Origin of the sequence: Labrys sedimenti, assembly GCF_034424805.1 — a bacterium.
GTDB classification, from domain to species: domain Bacteria; phylum Pseudomonadota; class Alphaproteobacteria; order Rhizobiales; family Labraceae; genus Labrys; species Labrys sedimenti.
Window position 1 is genome coordinate 16,144 of the sequence record NZ_JAXOUF010000020.1, and the last position, 14,557, is coordinate 30,700.

Consider the following 14,557-nt stretch of genomic DNA (forward strand, 5'->3'; position numbering starts at 1 on the left):
TTTGGCGGAACGGTGGAGCAATCTTGTCAAGGCCAGTGCGCTGCCCGCCACACCCCACCCGACCTCGCTACGCTCGGCCACCCTCCCCACTTCGTGGAGAGGGCGAGTCGCGCCTTCTCTTGGCCGTTCTCCGGCCTACCCCTTCACCCTGGCTTCCGCTGCCACGATGGTGTTGTGCAGCAGGCAGGCGACGGTCATCTTGCCGACGCCGCCGGGCACGGGGGTGATGTAGGAGGCCTTGCCCATGGCTTCCTTGGTGGCGACGTCGCCGACGATGCGGCCCTTGCCGTCCTCGGTGGGCACGCGGTTGATGCCGACATCGATGACCACGGCGCCATCCTTGATCCAGTCGCCCTTGACCATTTCAGGCCGGCCGACGGCAGCGACGAGAATGTCGGCCTCGCGGCAGACGGCAGGCAGATCCTTGGTGCGCGAATGGGCCGTCGTCACCGTGCAGTCATAGGCGAGCAGGAGCGCGCCCATCGGCTTGCCGACGATGTTGGAGCGGCCGACGACCACGGCCTTCTTGCCGGAAAGCCCTTCCTTGCCCACGGTATCGAGCAGCATCAGCAGCGAACCGAGCGGGGTGCAGGGGATCAACATCGCTTCCGGATCGATCTTGGACGCCGTGAAGAGCTTGCCGACATTCATCGGGTGGAAGCCGTCGACATCCTTGGCCGGATGGATGGCGTCGATCATCATCTGGCCGTCGAGATGGTCGGGCAGCGGCAGCTGCACCAGGATGCCGTCGACGCCGGCATCCGCATTGAGACCGGCGATCACGCCGAGCAGCTCTTCCTTGGAGACGGTCTCGGGCAGCTCGATCAGGCGGCCGTCGATCGCCGTCTCATGCGCCATCTTGGCCTTGGTGTTCACATAGGCCCGGCTCGCCGGATTGTTGCCGACGATCACCACGTCGAGGCGCGGCTTGCGTCCATGGGCGGCGGCAAAGGCCTCCGCGCGAACCTTGGTGCGGGCGCGGACATTGGCCGCATGGACGTTGCCGTCGATCAATTCGGTCATGGCGAGCTTTCGTTGTTTTACGGACAGTGGAATTTCTTTCTTTAGAATAAATTATAGCGCAGCCACGTCTTGTGCAACAAGCCTATCTCGCCTTGTTTTGTCTTGTTTTTCCCTCAGATGGCCAAGCGATTCCGGGTGCGCGGACGTCCCGTCCGCTCTTCTCCACCCCACGCATGACGTTTCGAAGAACGGGCAAGCTGCCCGTGCACCCGGCAAGGTGTCATTCCCGCAACCGTTGACAGGACCCGCTTTTGCCTCCCGAGTAGCGTCCTGACAAGGTCGACCGATGGCCCTGCGATTCGCGGGTATCGCCTATCGGCTGGCCAGCTTGAGGAGACAGGCCATGGCCGATGGCAGCACGCGCCAATTTTCGATCCCGCGCGAAAAGGATCTCCAGCTCAGGACCATCAGCAACCAGGGCGGCCTCAGCGTCTCCTTCCTGGAGAACGGCACGGTCTTTGCGATCGACCATGACGACGGCAAGGACCGGATTACCCTCAACCAGGTGCTGGGATCGCCCGTCCATGGCGGCATCGGCCGGCTCTATCTGCGGGCCGGCGGCGCAAATCCCTTCGTCCGGGAACTGGTCGGCCCCGGTGCCAAGGGCCGGTTCGCGGCGTCTGGCTCCAGCGCGGTCTGGCAAAGCGAGGCCGGCGGCATCACCTATCGGGTAAGGCTCGCACTCCATCCCAGCGAGGCGCTCTGGTTCTGGCAGGTCGAACTGTCGGGCTCGGGGCCGACCCAGCCCTGCGACCTCGTCCTCATCCAGGATGTCGGCCTCGGCAGCCGCGGCTTCCTGATGAACAGCGAGGCCTATGTCTCGCAATATCTCGACCACCATGTCGAGCATCACGAGACCTTCGGCCCGGTGCTGATGAGCCGGCAGAACCTGTCGCAGGGCGGCAAGTTTCCCTGGCTGGCGCAGGGCTGCGTCACCGGGGCGAAAGGCTTCGCCACCGACGCGATCCAGGTCCTCGGCCCGGATTACCGCATGACCGGCCTATTCGCTGCCGCCTTCGGCACCGACCTGCCCTCGCAGCGCCGGCAGCACGAGGTCGGCTGCATCGCCCTGCAGTCCAATCCCGTCAGCGTCGGGCAAGGCGCGAGCGCCGAGATCACCTTCTTCGGCCTGCTATCCCCCGATCATCGGGCCGCTTCCGGCCCGGCCGACCTGCCCGTGGCCGTCGCCGCAGCCGCCCGTGCGGGGGAAACCGGCACGGATACGCCTTCGCCCGCCGAGCCGGCGCGCAGCCTGGTGCAGGATGCCGCTCCCCTGGTGGCATTGCCGCTGGAGGCGGGCGAGATCGCCGCGCTCTATCCCGAACGCCGGGCTGAAGAGACCCAGGACGGCACCTTGCTCTCCTTCTTCGTGCCGGAGGGCGAGCAGAACCGGCATGTCGTGCTTTCAGCCAAGGAAGCCCAGGTGCCACGCCGCCACGGCGCCCTCCTGCGCAGCGGCGCCAGCATGCGGCTCGACGACGCGACCCTGTGCTCCACCGCCTGGATGCATGGCGTGTTCGGGGCGCAGCTCACCATCGGCAACACCTCCTTCCACAAGCTGTTCTCGGTCTCGCGCGATCCCTACAACATCACGCGCGGCAGCGGCCTGCGCATCCTCGTCGACCAGGGCGAAGGCTGGAAGTTGCTGGGCGTGCCGAGTGCCTTCGACATCGGGCTGAGCGATGCCCGCTGGATCTATCGCCTGCCCGGGCGCACGGTCACCGTGCATGCCGTCGCCGCCGGCGACGCGCCCGCCATGCAATGGCGCGTCACCGTCGATGGGGCGCCCTGCCGCTTCCTGGTGTTCGGCCATGTGGTGATGGGCGAGCGCGACTATGAGCAGACCGGTACCGTCACCATCGATGCTGCCGCCAAGCGCATCAGCCTCACCCCCGGCGCGGACTGGCTGTGGGGGCAGACCTACCAGCAAGCGGCCTATCACCTGGTCACCTCGACCCCTTCAGCGGTCGAGGCCGTGGGCGGCGACGAGCTGCTCTATGTCGACGGCCAGGCGCGCGGCGGCGCCTATGTCGCCCTGCGCTCCCAGGCCACCAACGAACTCGCCTTCGCCGTCACCGGCTCGATGACATCAGCCGCCGAGGCGGAACGACTGGCCGCGCGCTTCGCCGCCGGGCCGGATGCCGAGAGCCTGCTCGCCCCGGCGCGCGCGTTCTGGAGCCTGCTCACCCGCGATCTGCGCCTTAGAGGCAGCGGGCCGGATGTCGAGGCCCAGGATCTCTTCCTGCCCTGGCTCGCCCATGACGCGATGATGCATCTGACCGTGCCGCATGGCCTGGAACAATATACGGGTGCCGCCTGGGGCACCCGCGACGTCTGCCAGGGCCCGGTCGAACTGATGCTGGCCCTCGAGCACGATGCCGAGGTGCGCCACATCCTGCTCACTTTGTTCGGCGAGCAGTCGCAATCACGAGGCGACTGGCCGCAATGGTTCATGCTCGAGCCCTATCCCTATATCCGGGCCGGCGACAGCCATGGCGACGTCATCGTCTGGCCCCTGAAGGCCCTCTGCGACTATGTCGAGGCCACCGGCGACCTCACCGTGCTCGACGCCGAGACGCCCTGGCGCGACGACAAGAACGCGGCGACCCCAACACGGTCGACGCTCTCGAGCCATGTCGACAAGCTCCTCGAAACCGTCACGGCCAGCTTCATCCCCGGCACGCATCTGGTGCGCTATGGCGAAGGCGACTGGAACGATTCGCTCCAGCCCGCCGATCCGCATCTGCGCGACTGGATGGTGTCGAGCTGGACGGTGGCGCTGCTCTACGAACAGGTCGTGCGCTATTCTTCCATCCTCAAGCGTCGGGGCGAGACGGCCCGCAGTGCCGAACTTTCCGATCTCGCCGCCCGGATGCGCGGCGATTTCAACCAGCATCTGATCCGCGACGGCGTGGTGGCCGGCTATGGCCTGTTCGATCACGCCATCTTCGGCGAGGCGGAGGCAGCGCCCGGTGAGACCGATATTGCGCCTGTTGACGCCAAATCGGGCGGCGTCGAGCTCTTGCTGCATCCCAGCGACACCAGGACGGGCCTGTCCTATTCGCTGATCTCGATGACGCAGCCCATCATCGGCGGCCTGTTCACGCAGACCCAAGCCCGCCACCACCTCAAGCTGATCGAGGAGCATCTGTTGCTACCGGACGGTGCCCATCTGATGGATCGGCCCGTCGTCTACAATGGCGGCCCGGAAAAGTTGTTCCGCCGCGCCGAATCCTCGTCCTTCTTCGGGCGAGAGATCGGCCTGATGTATGTGCATGCCCATCTGCGTTATTGCGAGGCTTTGGCAAAGCTCGGCGAGGCGCAGAAGGCCTGGGAAGGCCTTGCCCTGATCAATCCGATCGCCGTGACGCAGCATTTGCCCAATGCCTCGCTGCGCCAGCGCAACACCTATTTCTCTTCTTCCGATGCCGCCTTCCCCGATCGCTACGTCGCCAGTGCCGAATGGGGTCGCGTGCGAACAGGAACGATCGACGTCGATGGTGGCTGGCGCATCTATTCGAGCGGCCCTGGGCTGTTCACCCGCGCCATCGTCGAGCAGGTGCTCGGCAAGCGCCGGCATTTCGGGGTGAGGGAAGAGAATGCCATGACGATCGCAGGGCTGACAGGGAGCCGGTCGAATCTGGTGTGACGAGGCAGTTGGTCCGATATGAGAAGAGATCATTGGCGTCACCCACTTGTTGCGGGATATCGGGAACTGGTTCGGAAGACTATGTAATCTTCTGAAAGCTCCTCGGAATGCCAGGCTCAAGCGACAAATTGGAGGGATGACGATGGTCGATCTTCGCCTTCTCAGTAAATCAGAATTCCTGGATTGCTTCGCGCAGCCCATGAGCAGGGTGACCGCAGCAAAAGGAGCCCCTATCGACATCTGGCCCCATGTCGATGCGATCCTAGAGAAAGACCCGCAGCACCAGGTCCGTGATGTAACGCATGTCTATAGGGACGCCCTGCATCGCTACGATCAGATTCTCATCCAAACCGATGCCAGAAACGTATTTCTCGTGATCGTTGTCGATCTCACGGCCACAGACATCTTCGGATACCATTGGCTCGATCTAAACAAGGAATATGGCCGAGAGGGGTGAGGAACCCCTGGGATCGCAGGCGTCTCGCATGCTCTTGGAAACGTCGCGCTCGATGGATGGGAAGATGCAGGCGAGACGCCTGCGATCCCAGGATTACTCTTCCTTCTTGCCCTGGCGTTTCTTGGTGCGGCGGCGCTGCTTGCGCAGCTCCGTGCTCTCGTGCAGGCCAAAGGTGGAGACAGGCTTTTTCTTGCGCAAGGCCGCCCTCTTCTCGGCTCGCGCCCTGTCCGACAGCAGCGCCTTCACCTGTTTGAGCTGCGCCTCGGTGAAGAAGACCTCGCGGCCCATGGCCGTGAAGAAGCCGTGCTGGCGTGCGACATTGGCCAGAGTCTTGGCTTCCACGTCCAGAAGGCGGGCAGCCTGAGCGAGCGATATCGGGGAGTTGGGTTGCGAAGGTTCGGTCACGATGGGTTCCGGCATGAATGCGTTGTGTTCAATAATGCGGCGGCGGCGGTTCGGGCAAACCGGCGAGATCGGCGCGTTGCTCGCTGATCTCGACGCGGTCCGAGAGCTGGGTGAGCAGACGGTTCAACGCCTCGATCTGTTTCCATTGCGCGATAACAGCCTGGTTTAGATCCTCGATGGTCTCGTCCTGGAAGGCCACGCGCGTCTCCAGCGCGTCGACGCGGGCGCTGAGCGTTTCGATCTCGGTCATGGCAATTCCCGCTTTCGTCAATTCTCGCTTCGTCGTGCCGGACAGTACCGGCCTCATCCAACCTCTTGGCAAGATATTTGCGCTAGAACCAGCCCATGTTTCGGGGATTCGGCATATTTCGCGCGTCGGCATGGGTCAGCCTGACCAAATTCGCGATCGTTTTCATCGTCGCGATGAATCTGGCGCGTCTCGACCGCCTGACGGGCATCGCCGCCGGCCTTGCCCTCGCCGCCCTCGTGCTGGTCTGGCTGGCGACGCGGCTCGGCCTGCTGCCCGTCGGCGGCGACAGCCCCGAATGGCGGCGCCTGATCCGCCGCCACGACCAGGCCCTGACCAAGCGCTATCGCCAGCTGGTGCGGGTCAATGCCTATGGCGCCGAGGAATTCGACAAATGGCGCGACGAGCTGGTGCGCTTTCGCGATTCGACCAAGCTCTCGCTCGACGAGAAGGACATCCCCCGTTTCGATGCCCTGGCCACCCGCATGGTGGGCAAGTGGGCCTCGGCCCAGCCCGATGCGCGCATCCCGGAAGCGATGGAGGAAATCACGCCGCAGGACTACGAGCATCTCTGCGCCGATCTCCTGCGCAAGGCCGGCTGGGAGGCGGAGGTGACGGGCCAGTCGGGCGACCAGGGCATCGACATCCTGGCGCGACGGGACGACCTCTCCGTCGCCCTGCAATGCAAGCTCTATTTCGGCAATCCCGTCGGCAACAAGGCCGTGCAGGAGGCCCATGCCGCGGCCGGCTTCGCCGATGCCGACTACGCCGTGGTGGTCTCCAACCGGGATTTCACCAATTCGGCCGAGCAGCTCGCCCGCAAGCTCGGCGTGCTTCTCGTCCATCACAGCGAACTGCCCGACCTGGAGACGATGCTGCAGCCGGGGAGGTAGGAATCTTTACCCTCCCCTGAAGAGGAGGGTAAAAAACTCTCTCAATCCGGATAGCTGACCTGGAACTCGATCTGGCCGTAGTCCTGGAAGGTCCAGTGCCTTGCCGCCTGCCCGGGCCAGAGCAGGGTCACGGCACCGGCGGCCGGGCGATAGCAGGCCGTGTAGACCGTACCGAAGCCCTGCGCGTAGCTGGTCGCAAGCAAGGGCGGGGTCAGGAAGGCGGCGACCAGGCCGGCACCGTCGAGGCCGGGGTCGGCCAGGATCCGCTCCAGGGCCTCGGCCCGCTGTACCGTACGCGAGAGGCGGCCATGTCTCGGCCATTCCACGCCGAGCTGGTGATTGGTGGTGAAAGCCTTGCCGGAGACGATCGCCGGCCGGTCGGGCGAGAGATAGACCGTTTCGGAGCGGCCCTGGCGGTCGAGCACCGTGACGTTGTAGGCCATGTGGCAGGGAACCGAGCGCAGCGCCTCCACGGCCTGATAGGTGTCGGAACAGACCTCCAGGAGATAGCGCACGATCATGGGTGCGCCGAAGCCCCGACCGGCCACCGCGCGCCCGCCAAAGGTGAGCGAGACGACGAGGCCGGCATCGTTCATGCCGTCGGCAAGGCCGGAAAGGCCGTCGACCATGCCGATGACGTCCCGGTTGCGCCAGCGCGAGCGCAGCAGCGTGCCCTCGTTCAGTTCCGGCGCCAGGTCGTAGTTGCGCACCAGGATGGGGCCGTGCTCATCGACCAGCACGGCCTGGCTGCAATTGACCAGGTAGCGCGGCGGCGTCCAGAAGCTCAGGAAGCGGGCGAGGTCCTCATCCGAGGGCACCGCGGCGATCAGTCCGGACCACAGCCCCTCCATCTCCGGCATGAAGCGCCGCACGGCGCGTGTAGCATCAACGAGGCTCGGCGCCTGCGCACCGCCCCGTTCCAGAAACCACTGCCGCCAGCCGGGCCAACCGGCCTGGAACACCGCGTTCCAGGCCGGGCCGGGCTCCTGTTCCCGCAAACTGCGGAAGCCTACGTTCATGTCTTTCCACTCATGCCTTCGAGCGCATTCCGTCGGATCCGTTCCCTCAGATCCATTTGGCTGAGGCCATGTCCACCGGCGGCACGATGGCCGTCATCGCCGAGAGCGGCACCGACTCGAATTGCGCCTTGATGCCGGCGTTCCATTTCTTGGCACGCGCCAGCAGTTCACGACTGTCCGATTGCATCCGGCCTCGCGCCAGCAGGCAGCCCATGTCGGCGCCATGGTAGCAATATTCTCCCACGCCGTACACGCGCATGTAGAAGGCCTCGTTCTCATCGCCGACACTGGTCAGGTCGAGGGCAGAGCGCTGATAGGCGATCTCGCCGCGATCGTTCATGCGCCAGATGCCCGATTGCGGCACGCGCGTCAGCATTTCCACCTTGTCCTCGGTCTGCTTGAGGATGAGCTGGGTCCAGTGGTCATATTCCTTCCAGCGGCTCTGCACCGCTTCGATGTCGAGGTCGTAGTCGACATCGAGAAATTCGAGGAGGTGGAACAGGAACAGCGGGCAGCCGCCATAGATGGTGGTGATCAGATTGGTCGGCGGCGAGGCGCCGGAGACCCGCGGATTGAGTTCGCCCAGATAGACCTCGTGCGTATCGGTATCGAGCAGGAAGTCGCAGCAGAACACGCCGCGATAGCCTTCCTCGTAGAGGCGGTCGCCGAGCTTGCGCGCCATTTCGCGCACCCGGTCGGGCGCATCGCCCGGCAGGATGGTGGGCGAGACGTCATTGCCGCACCAGCCGCCCTTATAGGGCGTGATCTCGGCAAAGCCGGTGATGTCGGTCATCACAGGGCCGACCAGCGTGCCGTGGCGGGTGCAGCAGCCCTCGATGGTGCCGGGAAGGTGATTGATGCGCTTCATCACCTTCAGGTCCTGGCCGATGATCTTGGCAGCGTATTTGTCCCAGTCCGGCTGGCTCTTGACGAAGAAAGTGGTGCGCCCGCTGTCGCCATAGGGCGTTTGCACCACGAGGTCGCTGCCGAGCCCCGCCGCGGCGGCGAGGGCTTCGAGTTCCTGATAGGTCGAGGCGAGGCCCATGGTATTGGGCGCGCTGGCCACCCCCGCCTCATTGCCGAGCCGCGTCGTCTCGATCTTGGAATCGAGCCTCGTGCGCAAGGCGGCCTTGGGCAGGGCGACATCGACGCCGGCCTCGGCGCAGAGCTCCTCGGTCTCCTCGTCGAACATCACGAAAATGGCCTTGCCGCGCGGCTTTTTGCGGATGCGGGCCCGAAAGGCGGGATGCGCTACCAGGTAGTTGGCGACATCCTCCATCGACTTGAACTCGACCGGCCCGGTGCGCGGCGGCACGAAGACCCGCGGATGCCTGCCGTCGAAAATGTCGAAGTAATTGATGAATTCCAGGCCGCCCACCCACTCGTCGAGCCCGAGCAGGTTGAAGGGCGTCGGCGTGACGACATAGATCGGCGTCTCGTTCATACGCAGGAAACGATAGATGTCGCTGAGGCTGCGCAGCTTCTCACGTCCACTCATGGTGGGGATCCCATTCTCTGCAGGGTTTGCCGTTATTGGAGGGCCTGTAGGGCCGAAGAGGCGAAGCGCGGGGCTCGAAGAGCGCACCATCGTCCCATGCGATATCGGCGAAGGAAAACCGGCGAGATATGAAACGAGCGTTTGTCCCAGGCGTCCTTGCCGCGCTCCAAACGGCCGCAACGTGCTTGCGACGGTTCAACCAGGCGACAACAGGCTCACCAGCCGGCATGAGGCTCCCTTCTGTGGGGCGACGTCCTCTGTGCCAAATTTCTGACACACTTCCAGCAAGCCGGCAACCGGGGTGGGAAGGCGGGCGGAACCCGACCAGCCTTCTCCTCTTGCGGGAGAAGGGAGTCGCGCCTCTCTGCTCGGCTGCCGACCCTTACGCCCTCGCGAGAGGTCCTTCCGTACGCAGCGCCCCTGGCGGCCTGCCCGTCACGCGCTTGAAGGCACGGCTGAAGGCGGCCTGAGAAGCATAACCCAGGCGCTGGGCGGCAGTGTCGATCGACATGCGGTCACGTCCGATCCATTCGGCCGCCAGGCGCATGCGCAGCTCGGTGACATAGCGCAATGGTGTCTGGCCGGTCACCGCCAGGAAACGCTCGGCAAAGACCGAACGCGAGGCCCCCATTTCCTGCGCCAGTTCCGCCACCGTCCAGTCTCGGCCGGGGTCGCGATGCAAGGCGCCGATGGCGCGGCTCAGACGCGGGTCACGCAGCGCATCCAGCCAGCCAGCCGTCTCCCCGCAGCCGCATTCCACCCAGCCACGCACGATCGAGGCCGATACCACATCGGCCAGCCGCGCCAGGATGCCAGCCGAGCCGACCCGCTCCGTCAGCACCTCGCGTTCCATCGCCCGCAGCATCGGCTCGATTTCCGGCTGGCGCTCCAGGAGCGTGCCGACCAGCATCACCTCCGGCATCTGGGCGATCAGCGGATGCATGCCGCCGAGATCGAACTCCATGCAGCCGCTGAAGACATGGGCATGCTGGCTCGGGCAGGTCTCCTCGACGCAGGCCGACACGGCGCTGACGCTCTTGCAGAGCGGAATCGTCTCATAGGCGCCGACATCCTGGCTCGGCAGGTCCGGCGCGGAAACGAGGCAGTGTTCTCCGCCCCGCGGCAGCAGCACGGCATCGCCGGGCCCAAGGCTGTGAACCGCGCCGCCGGCCATGCGCAGATAGACCGTGCCGCAGGCAACGAAATGGAACTGGGCCCGTCCTTCGACCGTGCCGAAATGCACGCCGAAAGGGGGGGCTGCATGCAGGCGCCGATATTGCACGCCATTCAGCCGCATCCCGAGGAGCAGTTCGCTCATCAGGTCGGCTGGCGGGTTATCACGACGCACGCGCTCAAGTCCGGACGAATGGTAAAGCATTCCGGATTTAGTGACATGGATCGTCCGAGATGTCCACCCTATGTTGCTGCAACGCAATAGCGTTTTGCGATTTGGCGGGACACCTAGAATTGCAAAAACGCGCCAACCCAACCCGCTGTAGCAAAACGCGTTCCGCCTGAACGCGCTTTGCTACAGGTCACTTCGACAGGACATGACAGATGAGCGAAGCGTTGCAGAGCGCCTCGACGCTTGACGCGATCGAACCGGATCGCGGCCCGAATCGGGCTTTCAGGGATGATCCCGCCGCACCCGCGACATCAGCACCAGGATCGCAGAACGCCCTGTGGGGTGCCGTGGTCTCCATGATGCTCGGCGTGTTCGGCCTGGTCACGGCGGAATTCCTGCCCGCCAGCCTGCTGACGCCGATGGCCCGCGATCTCGGCGTCACCGAGGGCGTGGCCGGGCAGGCCGTCACCGCGACCGCGACCGTGGCCCTGCTCACCAGCCTGATCGTGGCGACGGTGACCCGGCGCCTCGACCGCCGCATCGTCCTGCTGGCCTTTTCGATCCTGCTGATCGCCTCCAACCTGCTGGTCGCCTCCGCTTCGAGCCTGCCGGCCCTGATCGCTGGACGGGTGCTGCTCGGGGTCGCGCTCGGCGGCTTCTGGACCATGTCTGCCGCCACGGTGATGCGCCTGGTACCGGAGGCGCTGGTGCCGCGCGCCCTGTCGATCCTGTTCAGCGGCGTCTCGGCCGCGACTGTCTTCGCCGCTCCCGTCGGCAGCTATGTCGGCGATATCGCCGGCTGGCGCGCCGTCTTCCTGATGGCGGCCGGCCTCGGTATCCTCGCCCTGGTGGTGCAATTCGCCACCTTGCCACGCCTGGAGCCGCGCGGGCATGCCCGGCTGAGGACGCTGTGGGAGGTGCTGATGCGGCCGCAGATCGGCCTTGGCATGGTGGCGGTCACCCTGGTGTTCACCGGCCATTTCGCCTTCTTCACCTATATCCGGCCCTTCCTGGAAACGGTAACGGGGGTCGGCGTGAGCACGATGTCGGCCATCCTGCTCGGCTTCGGCATCGCTAATTTCCTCGGCACCTTCCTCGGCGGCTTCCTCCTGGAGCGCAGCCTCAGGCTGACCCTGGCCGCGATGCCCCTGGCGATGGGCGTGCTCGGCCTGATGCTCGCCGGCCTCGGCAGCGCGCCGGTGGCGGATACGGTGCTGATCGCCCTGTGGGGCCTCGCCTTCGGCGCCGTGCCGGTAGCCTGGACGGCCTGGATCACCCGCGCCGTGCCGGACGAAACCGAAAGCGGCACGGCGTTGATCGTGGCGGTGATCCAGCTCGCCATCGCTCTCGGTGCCGCCGGCGGTGGCTCCATCTTCGACGTCAGCGGGGCCAGCGGCGTGTTCGTTGCTGCAGGCCTGGTTCTCCTGCTGGCGGTCCTGCTCATCCTCGCCGGCGTGCGTTCTCGCCTGGTGACCGCGGCGGCCTGAGGTTTATCGAGGACGGAAAGCGGGCTCCGGCAAAAGAGCCCGCTTTCCGCGTTTCAGGCAGCCTGGTCGGGCCGCGGGCCGACATAGCGGGACTGCGGTCGGATCAGCCGGCCGTAGAGCACCTGCTCGCGGGCATGGCCGATCCAGCCCACCACCCGCCCGGTGGCAAAGACGCTGGTGAAGCTCTCGCGCGGGAAGCCGAGGGCTTCGAGCAGCAAGGCCGTATAGAATTCGACATTGATCTGCAGCGACCGGTCCGGCTTGCGGCGGGCGAGAATGCTGGTCGCGGCCGCCTCGACATGCTCGGCCAGAGCGAGACGGCTTGTCTCGTTCGTGCCCGGGCTGAACAGCGCCGTGACAGCCCGCTTGAGGGCCTCGGCCCGGGGGTCGCGCACGCGGTAGACGCGATGGCCGAACCCCATCAGCCTGTCGCCACGGTCGAGGGCCGCCTCCAGCCAGGCCTCGGCCGTCTGCGCAGCGGCGATGCCGTCGAGCATGTCGAGAACCGGCCCCGGCGCACCGCCATGCAGCGGACCTTTCAGGGCGCTCAGCGCCGCCAGCACCGCCGAGGTCAGGCCGGCCTGCGTCGAGGCGACCACCCGGGCGGTGAAGGTCGAGGCATTGAGGCCGTGATCGCTGACCGTGACCAGATAGGTGTCGAGGGCGGCGGCTTCCTCCGAACGTGGCACGGTCCCATGCAGCATGCGCAGCATGTCGGCGGCATGGCCAGCCTTCGGATCCGGCGCGATCGCCGCCTCGCCCCATCGCTGCCTGGTGATGGCCGAGGTGAGCACGGCGGGCGCTGCGATCAGCCGAAGCGCCGTGGCAAGGTCCTCGCCATCCTCGAGCCAAGCCATGGCGGCGCGCAGCGCATCGGTGGCAGGCAGACCCGCATCCGGCGTGCCCTCGGCGACCAGCGACTCGAATACCTCGCAGCGTGCCTTGCCGAGGCGGGACGCCAGTTCCGCCGGGCCGAGCAGATCCTGGAAGAAGCCGTCGAGCAGGATGCCGACCAGTTCCTCATAGTCGACATGGCCAGCCAGATCGTCGAGCGAATGGCCGCGAATGACGAGCCGGCCGGCAAGGCCGTCCACGTCCGACATCACGGTTTCGGTGGCAATGACATCGTCCAATCCATTGTTCATCGCAATCTCCTTATCACGGTTGCGACGAGCATTTGAGCGCTTTAGCATTGACGTCAATCTTGATTGATTTCGTCAATATATCAGCCCGGTTGCATCGATGTCCTGGATCACTTCGGAAGAAGCCCTCGCCCTGCTCAAGGTCCAGCCGCAGACACTCTATGCCAATGTCAGCCGCGGCAGGATCCGCACCAGGCCGCACCCGCAGGACGTGCGGCGCAGCCTCTATCACGGCGAGGACATCAAAAAGCTGGCGGAGCGCCACGCCGGGCGCCGCAGCGCAGCCGACGTCGCCGCGCAAACCATCTCCTTTGGTGAGCCCGTGCTGGCCTCCGCCCTCTCCACCATCGCGGATGGCCGCCTGTGGTATCGCGGCGAAGACGCCGCCCGCCTATCGGAGCGGGCAGGCCTGGAGGAGATCGCGCGGCTGCTCTGGCAGGTCGGCAGGGTCGACCTCGCCTTCCCGCCGACCGTCAAGGGCGCGCCGATCCCGGCCAATCCCTTCGAAGCCGCGCTGCTCGCTTTGGCCCGGCGGGCCAGCCATGACTTTCCCACCGGCGGACGCTCGCATGCCGTCCTCTGCCGGGAAGCGGCAGGCCTGGTCGGCACCGTGGCAGCCGCCATGCTTGGTGGTGGTTCCGATGGTGCCTTGCCGCTGCATCAGCAGGCGGCACGGGCCTGGCAGGCGCCCAATGCCGCCGGCCTCATCCGGCGTGCCCTGGTGCTACTGGCCGATCACGAGTTGAACGCCTCGACCTTCGCCGCCCGCACGGCCGCATCGACGGGCGCTCCGCTGGCCGCCGGCCTGCTGGCGGGGCTGGGCACCCTCGCCGGCCCGCTGCACGGCACGGCCGCGGTGAGCGTGCAGGCCCTGGCCGAGACCGCCCGCCGCATCGGCGCTCGCCACGCCGTGCATGACTGGCTCTCCCGCGGCCATCGCCTGCCGGCCTTCGGCCATCCGCTCTATCCCGATGGGGATCCCCGAGCGACCGCCCTGCTGGCCTGCTTTGCCTGCAGCGAGATCTATGAGGGCATCCGAGGAGCCGTGGCAGAACATAGCGACGAGCCGCCGAATGTCGATTTTGCCCTCGCGGCCCTGGCCGACCATCATGGCCTGCCGGCGAGTGCGCCCTTCACGCTTTTCGCCCTCGCCCGCTCGGTCGGCTGGATCGCCCATATGCTCGAGCAGACGGCCCGGGGCAGCCTGATCCGCCCCCGCGCCCACTATGACGGGCCGCCGCTGAAGACAGCGGCGGCGGAGACGGCCTGACCCCACCAGCACCGGCTTTTGTCAAGGTAGACGCTCCCTGTTCCGCAGGGCACAGCAAGAGGGCCCGCTTCATGCTTGCGTCCGCCCCGTCCGGTCGCGCGCGATATTCATCGCCTTCGCCG

General features: G+C 66.0%; 12 protein-coding genes. 5 read left to right on the forward strand and 7 right to left on the reverse strand.

The window, feature by feature from the left end:
* Positions 1–135: 135 nt before the first annotated feature.
* The gene (locus tag U1R88_RS29835) at positions 136–1,023 is read right to left on the reverse strand and encodes a bifunctional 5,10-methylenetetrahydrofolate dehydrogenase/5,10-methenyltetrahydrofolate cyclohydrolase (RefSeq protein WP_322434550.1); all 888 of its coding nucleotides are present in this window, start codon (positions 1,021–1,023) and stop codon (positions 136–138) included.
* A gap of 343 nt (positions 1,024–1,366) precedes the next feature.
* Here U1R88_RS29835 and U1R88_RS29840 point away from each other — a divergent pair, with 343 nt between their 5' ends.
* Both U1R88_RS29840 and U1R88_RS29845 read left to right on the forward strand, forming a co-directional pair.
* On the forward strand, positions 1,367–4,672 hold the full coding sequence (locus tag U1R88_RS29840) for a GH36-type glycosyl hydrolase domain-containing protein (protein WP_322434551.1): 3,306 nt from the start codon (positions 1,367–1,369) through the stop codon (positions 4,670–4,672).
* A 142-nt stretch (positions 4,673–4,814) separates the two neighbouring features.
* Positions 4,815–5,129 carry a hypothetical protein gene (locus tag U1R88_RS29845; protein ID WP_322434552.1) on the forward strand — a complete coding sequence of 105 codons (315 nt, stop codon included), beginning with the start codon at positions 4,815–4,817 and terminating at the stop codon, positions 5,127–5,129.
* Positions 5,130–5,222: 93 nt separating this feature from the next.
* On the opposite strand, the gene U1R88_RS29850 is transcribed toward U1R88_RS29845, so the two are convergent.
* Both U1R88_RS29850 and U1R88_RS29855 read right to left on the reverse strand, forming a co-directional pair.
* Positions 5,223–5,534 (reverse strand): hypothetical protein, encoded by a 312-nt coding sequence (locus U1R88_RS29850; RefSeq protein ID WP_322434553.1) that lies wholly within the window; start codon positions 5,532–5,534, stop codon positions 5,223–5,225.
* A gap of 28 nt (positions 5,535–5,562) precedes the next feature.
* Entirely contained in the window at positions 5,563–5,784 is a 222-nt protein-coding gene (locus tag U1R88_RS29855; protein ID WP_322434554.1) for a SlyX family protein, read from the reverse strand.
* Positions 5,785–5,879: 95 nt separating this feature from the next.
* Here U1R88_RS29855 and U1R88_RS29860 point away from each other — a divergent pair, with 95 nt between their 5' ends.
* Positions 5,880–6,674 (forward strand): restriction endonuclease, encoded by a 795-nt coding sequence (locus tag U1R88_RS29860; RefSeq protein ID WP_322434555.1) that lies wholly within the window; start codon positions 5,880–5,882, stop codon positions 6,672–6,674.
* Between the two features lie 41 nt (positions 6,675–6,715).
* On the opposite strand, the gene U1R88_RS29865 is transcribed toward U1R88_RS29860, so the two are convergent.
* The 3 genes from U1R88_RS29865 to U1R88_RS29875 form a co-directional block, all read right to left on the reverse strand.
* On the reverse strand, positions 6,716–7,693 hold the full coding sequence (locus U1R88_RS29865) for a C45 family peptidase (protein WP_322434556.1): 978 nt from the start codon (positions 7,691–7,693) through the stop codon (positions 6,716–6,718).
* Positions 7,694–7,739: 46 nt separating this feature from the next.
* Positions 7,740–9,191 (reverse strand): biotin carboxylase, encoded by a 1,452-nt coding sequence (locus U1R88_RS29870; protein WP_322434557.1) that lies wholly within the window; start codon positions 9,189–9,191, stop codon positions 7,740–7,742.
* 382 nt (positions 9,192–9,573) lie between these two features.
* Complete coding sequence (locus tag U1R88_RS29875) at positions 9,574–10,569, reverse strand: AraC family transcriptional regulator (RefSeq protein ID WP_425545498.1); 996 nt, start codon at positions 10,567–10,569, stop codon at positions 9,574–9,576.
* Positions 10,570–10,748: 179 nt separating this feature from the next.
* Between U1R88_RS29875 and U1R88_RS29880 the strand changes: the two genes are divergently transcribed.
* Positions 10,749–12,023, forward strand: a complete 1,275-nt coding sequence (locus U1R88_RS29880; RefSeq protein WP_322434559.1) for an MFS transporter — start codon at positions 10,749–10,751, stop codon at positions 12,021–12,023.
* Positions 12,024–12,076: 53 nt separating this feature from the next.
* Here U1R88_RS29880 and U1R88_RS29885 read toward each other — a convergent pair whose 3' ends face one another.
* Positions 12,077–13,168 carry a citrate synthase/methylcitrate synthase gene (locus U1R88_RS29885; RefSeq protein WP_322434560.1) on the reverse strand — a complete coding sequence of 364 codons (1,092 nt, stop codon included), beginning with the start codon at positions 13,166–13,168 and terminating at the stop codon, positions 12,077–12,079.
* Between the two features lie 97 nt (positions 13,169–13,265).
* Between U1R88_RS29885 and U1R88_RS29890 the strand changes: the two genes are divergently transcribed.
* Positions 13,266–14,435, forward strand: a complete 1,170-nt coding sequence (locus U1R88_RS29890) for a citrate synthase (RefSeq protein ID WP_322434561.1) — start codon at positions 13,266–13,268, stop codon at positions 14,433–14,435.
* Positions 14,436–14,557: the final 122 nt, after the last annotated feature.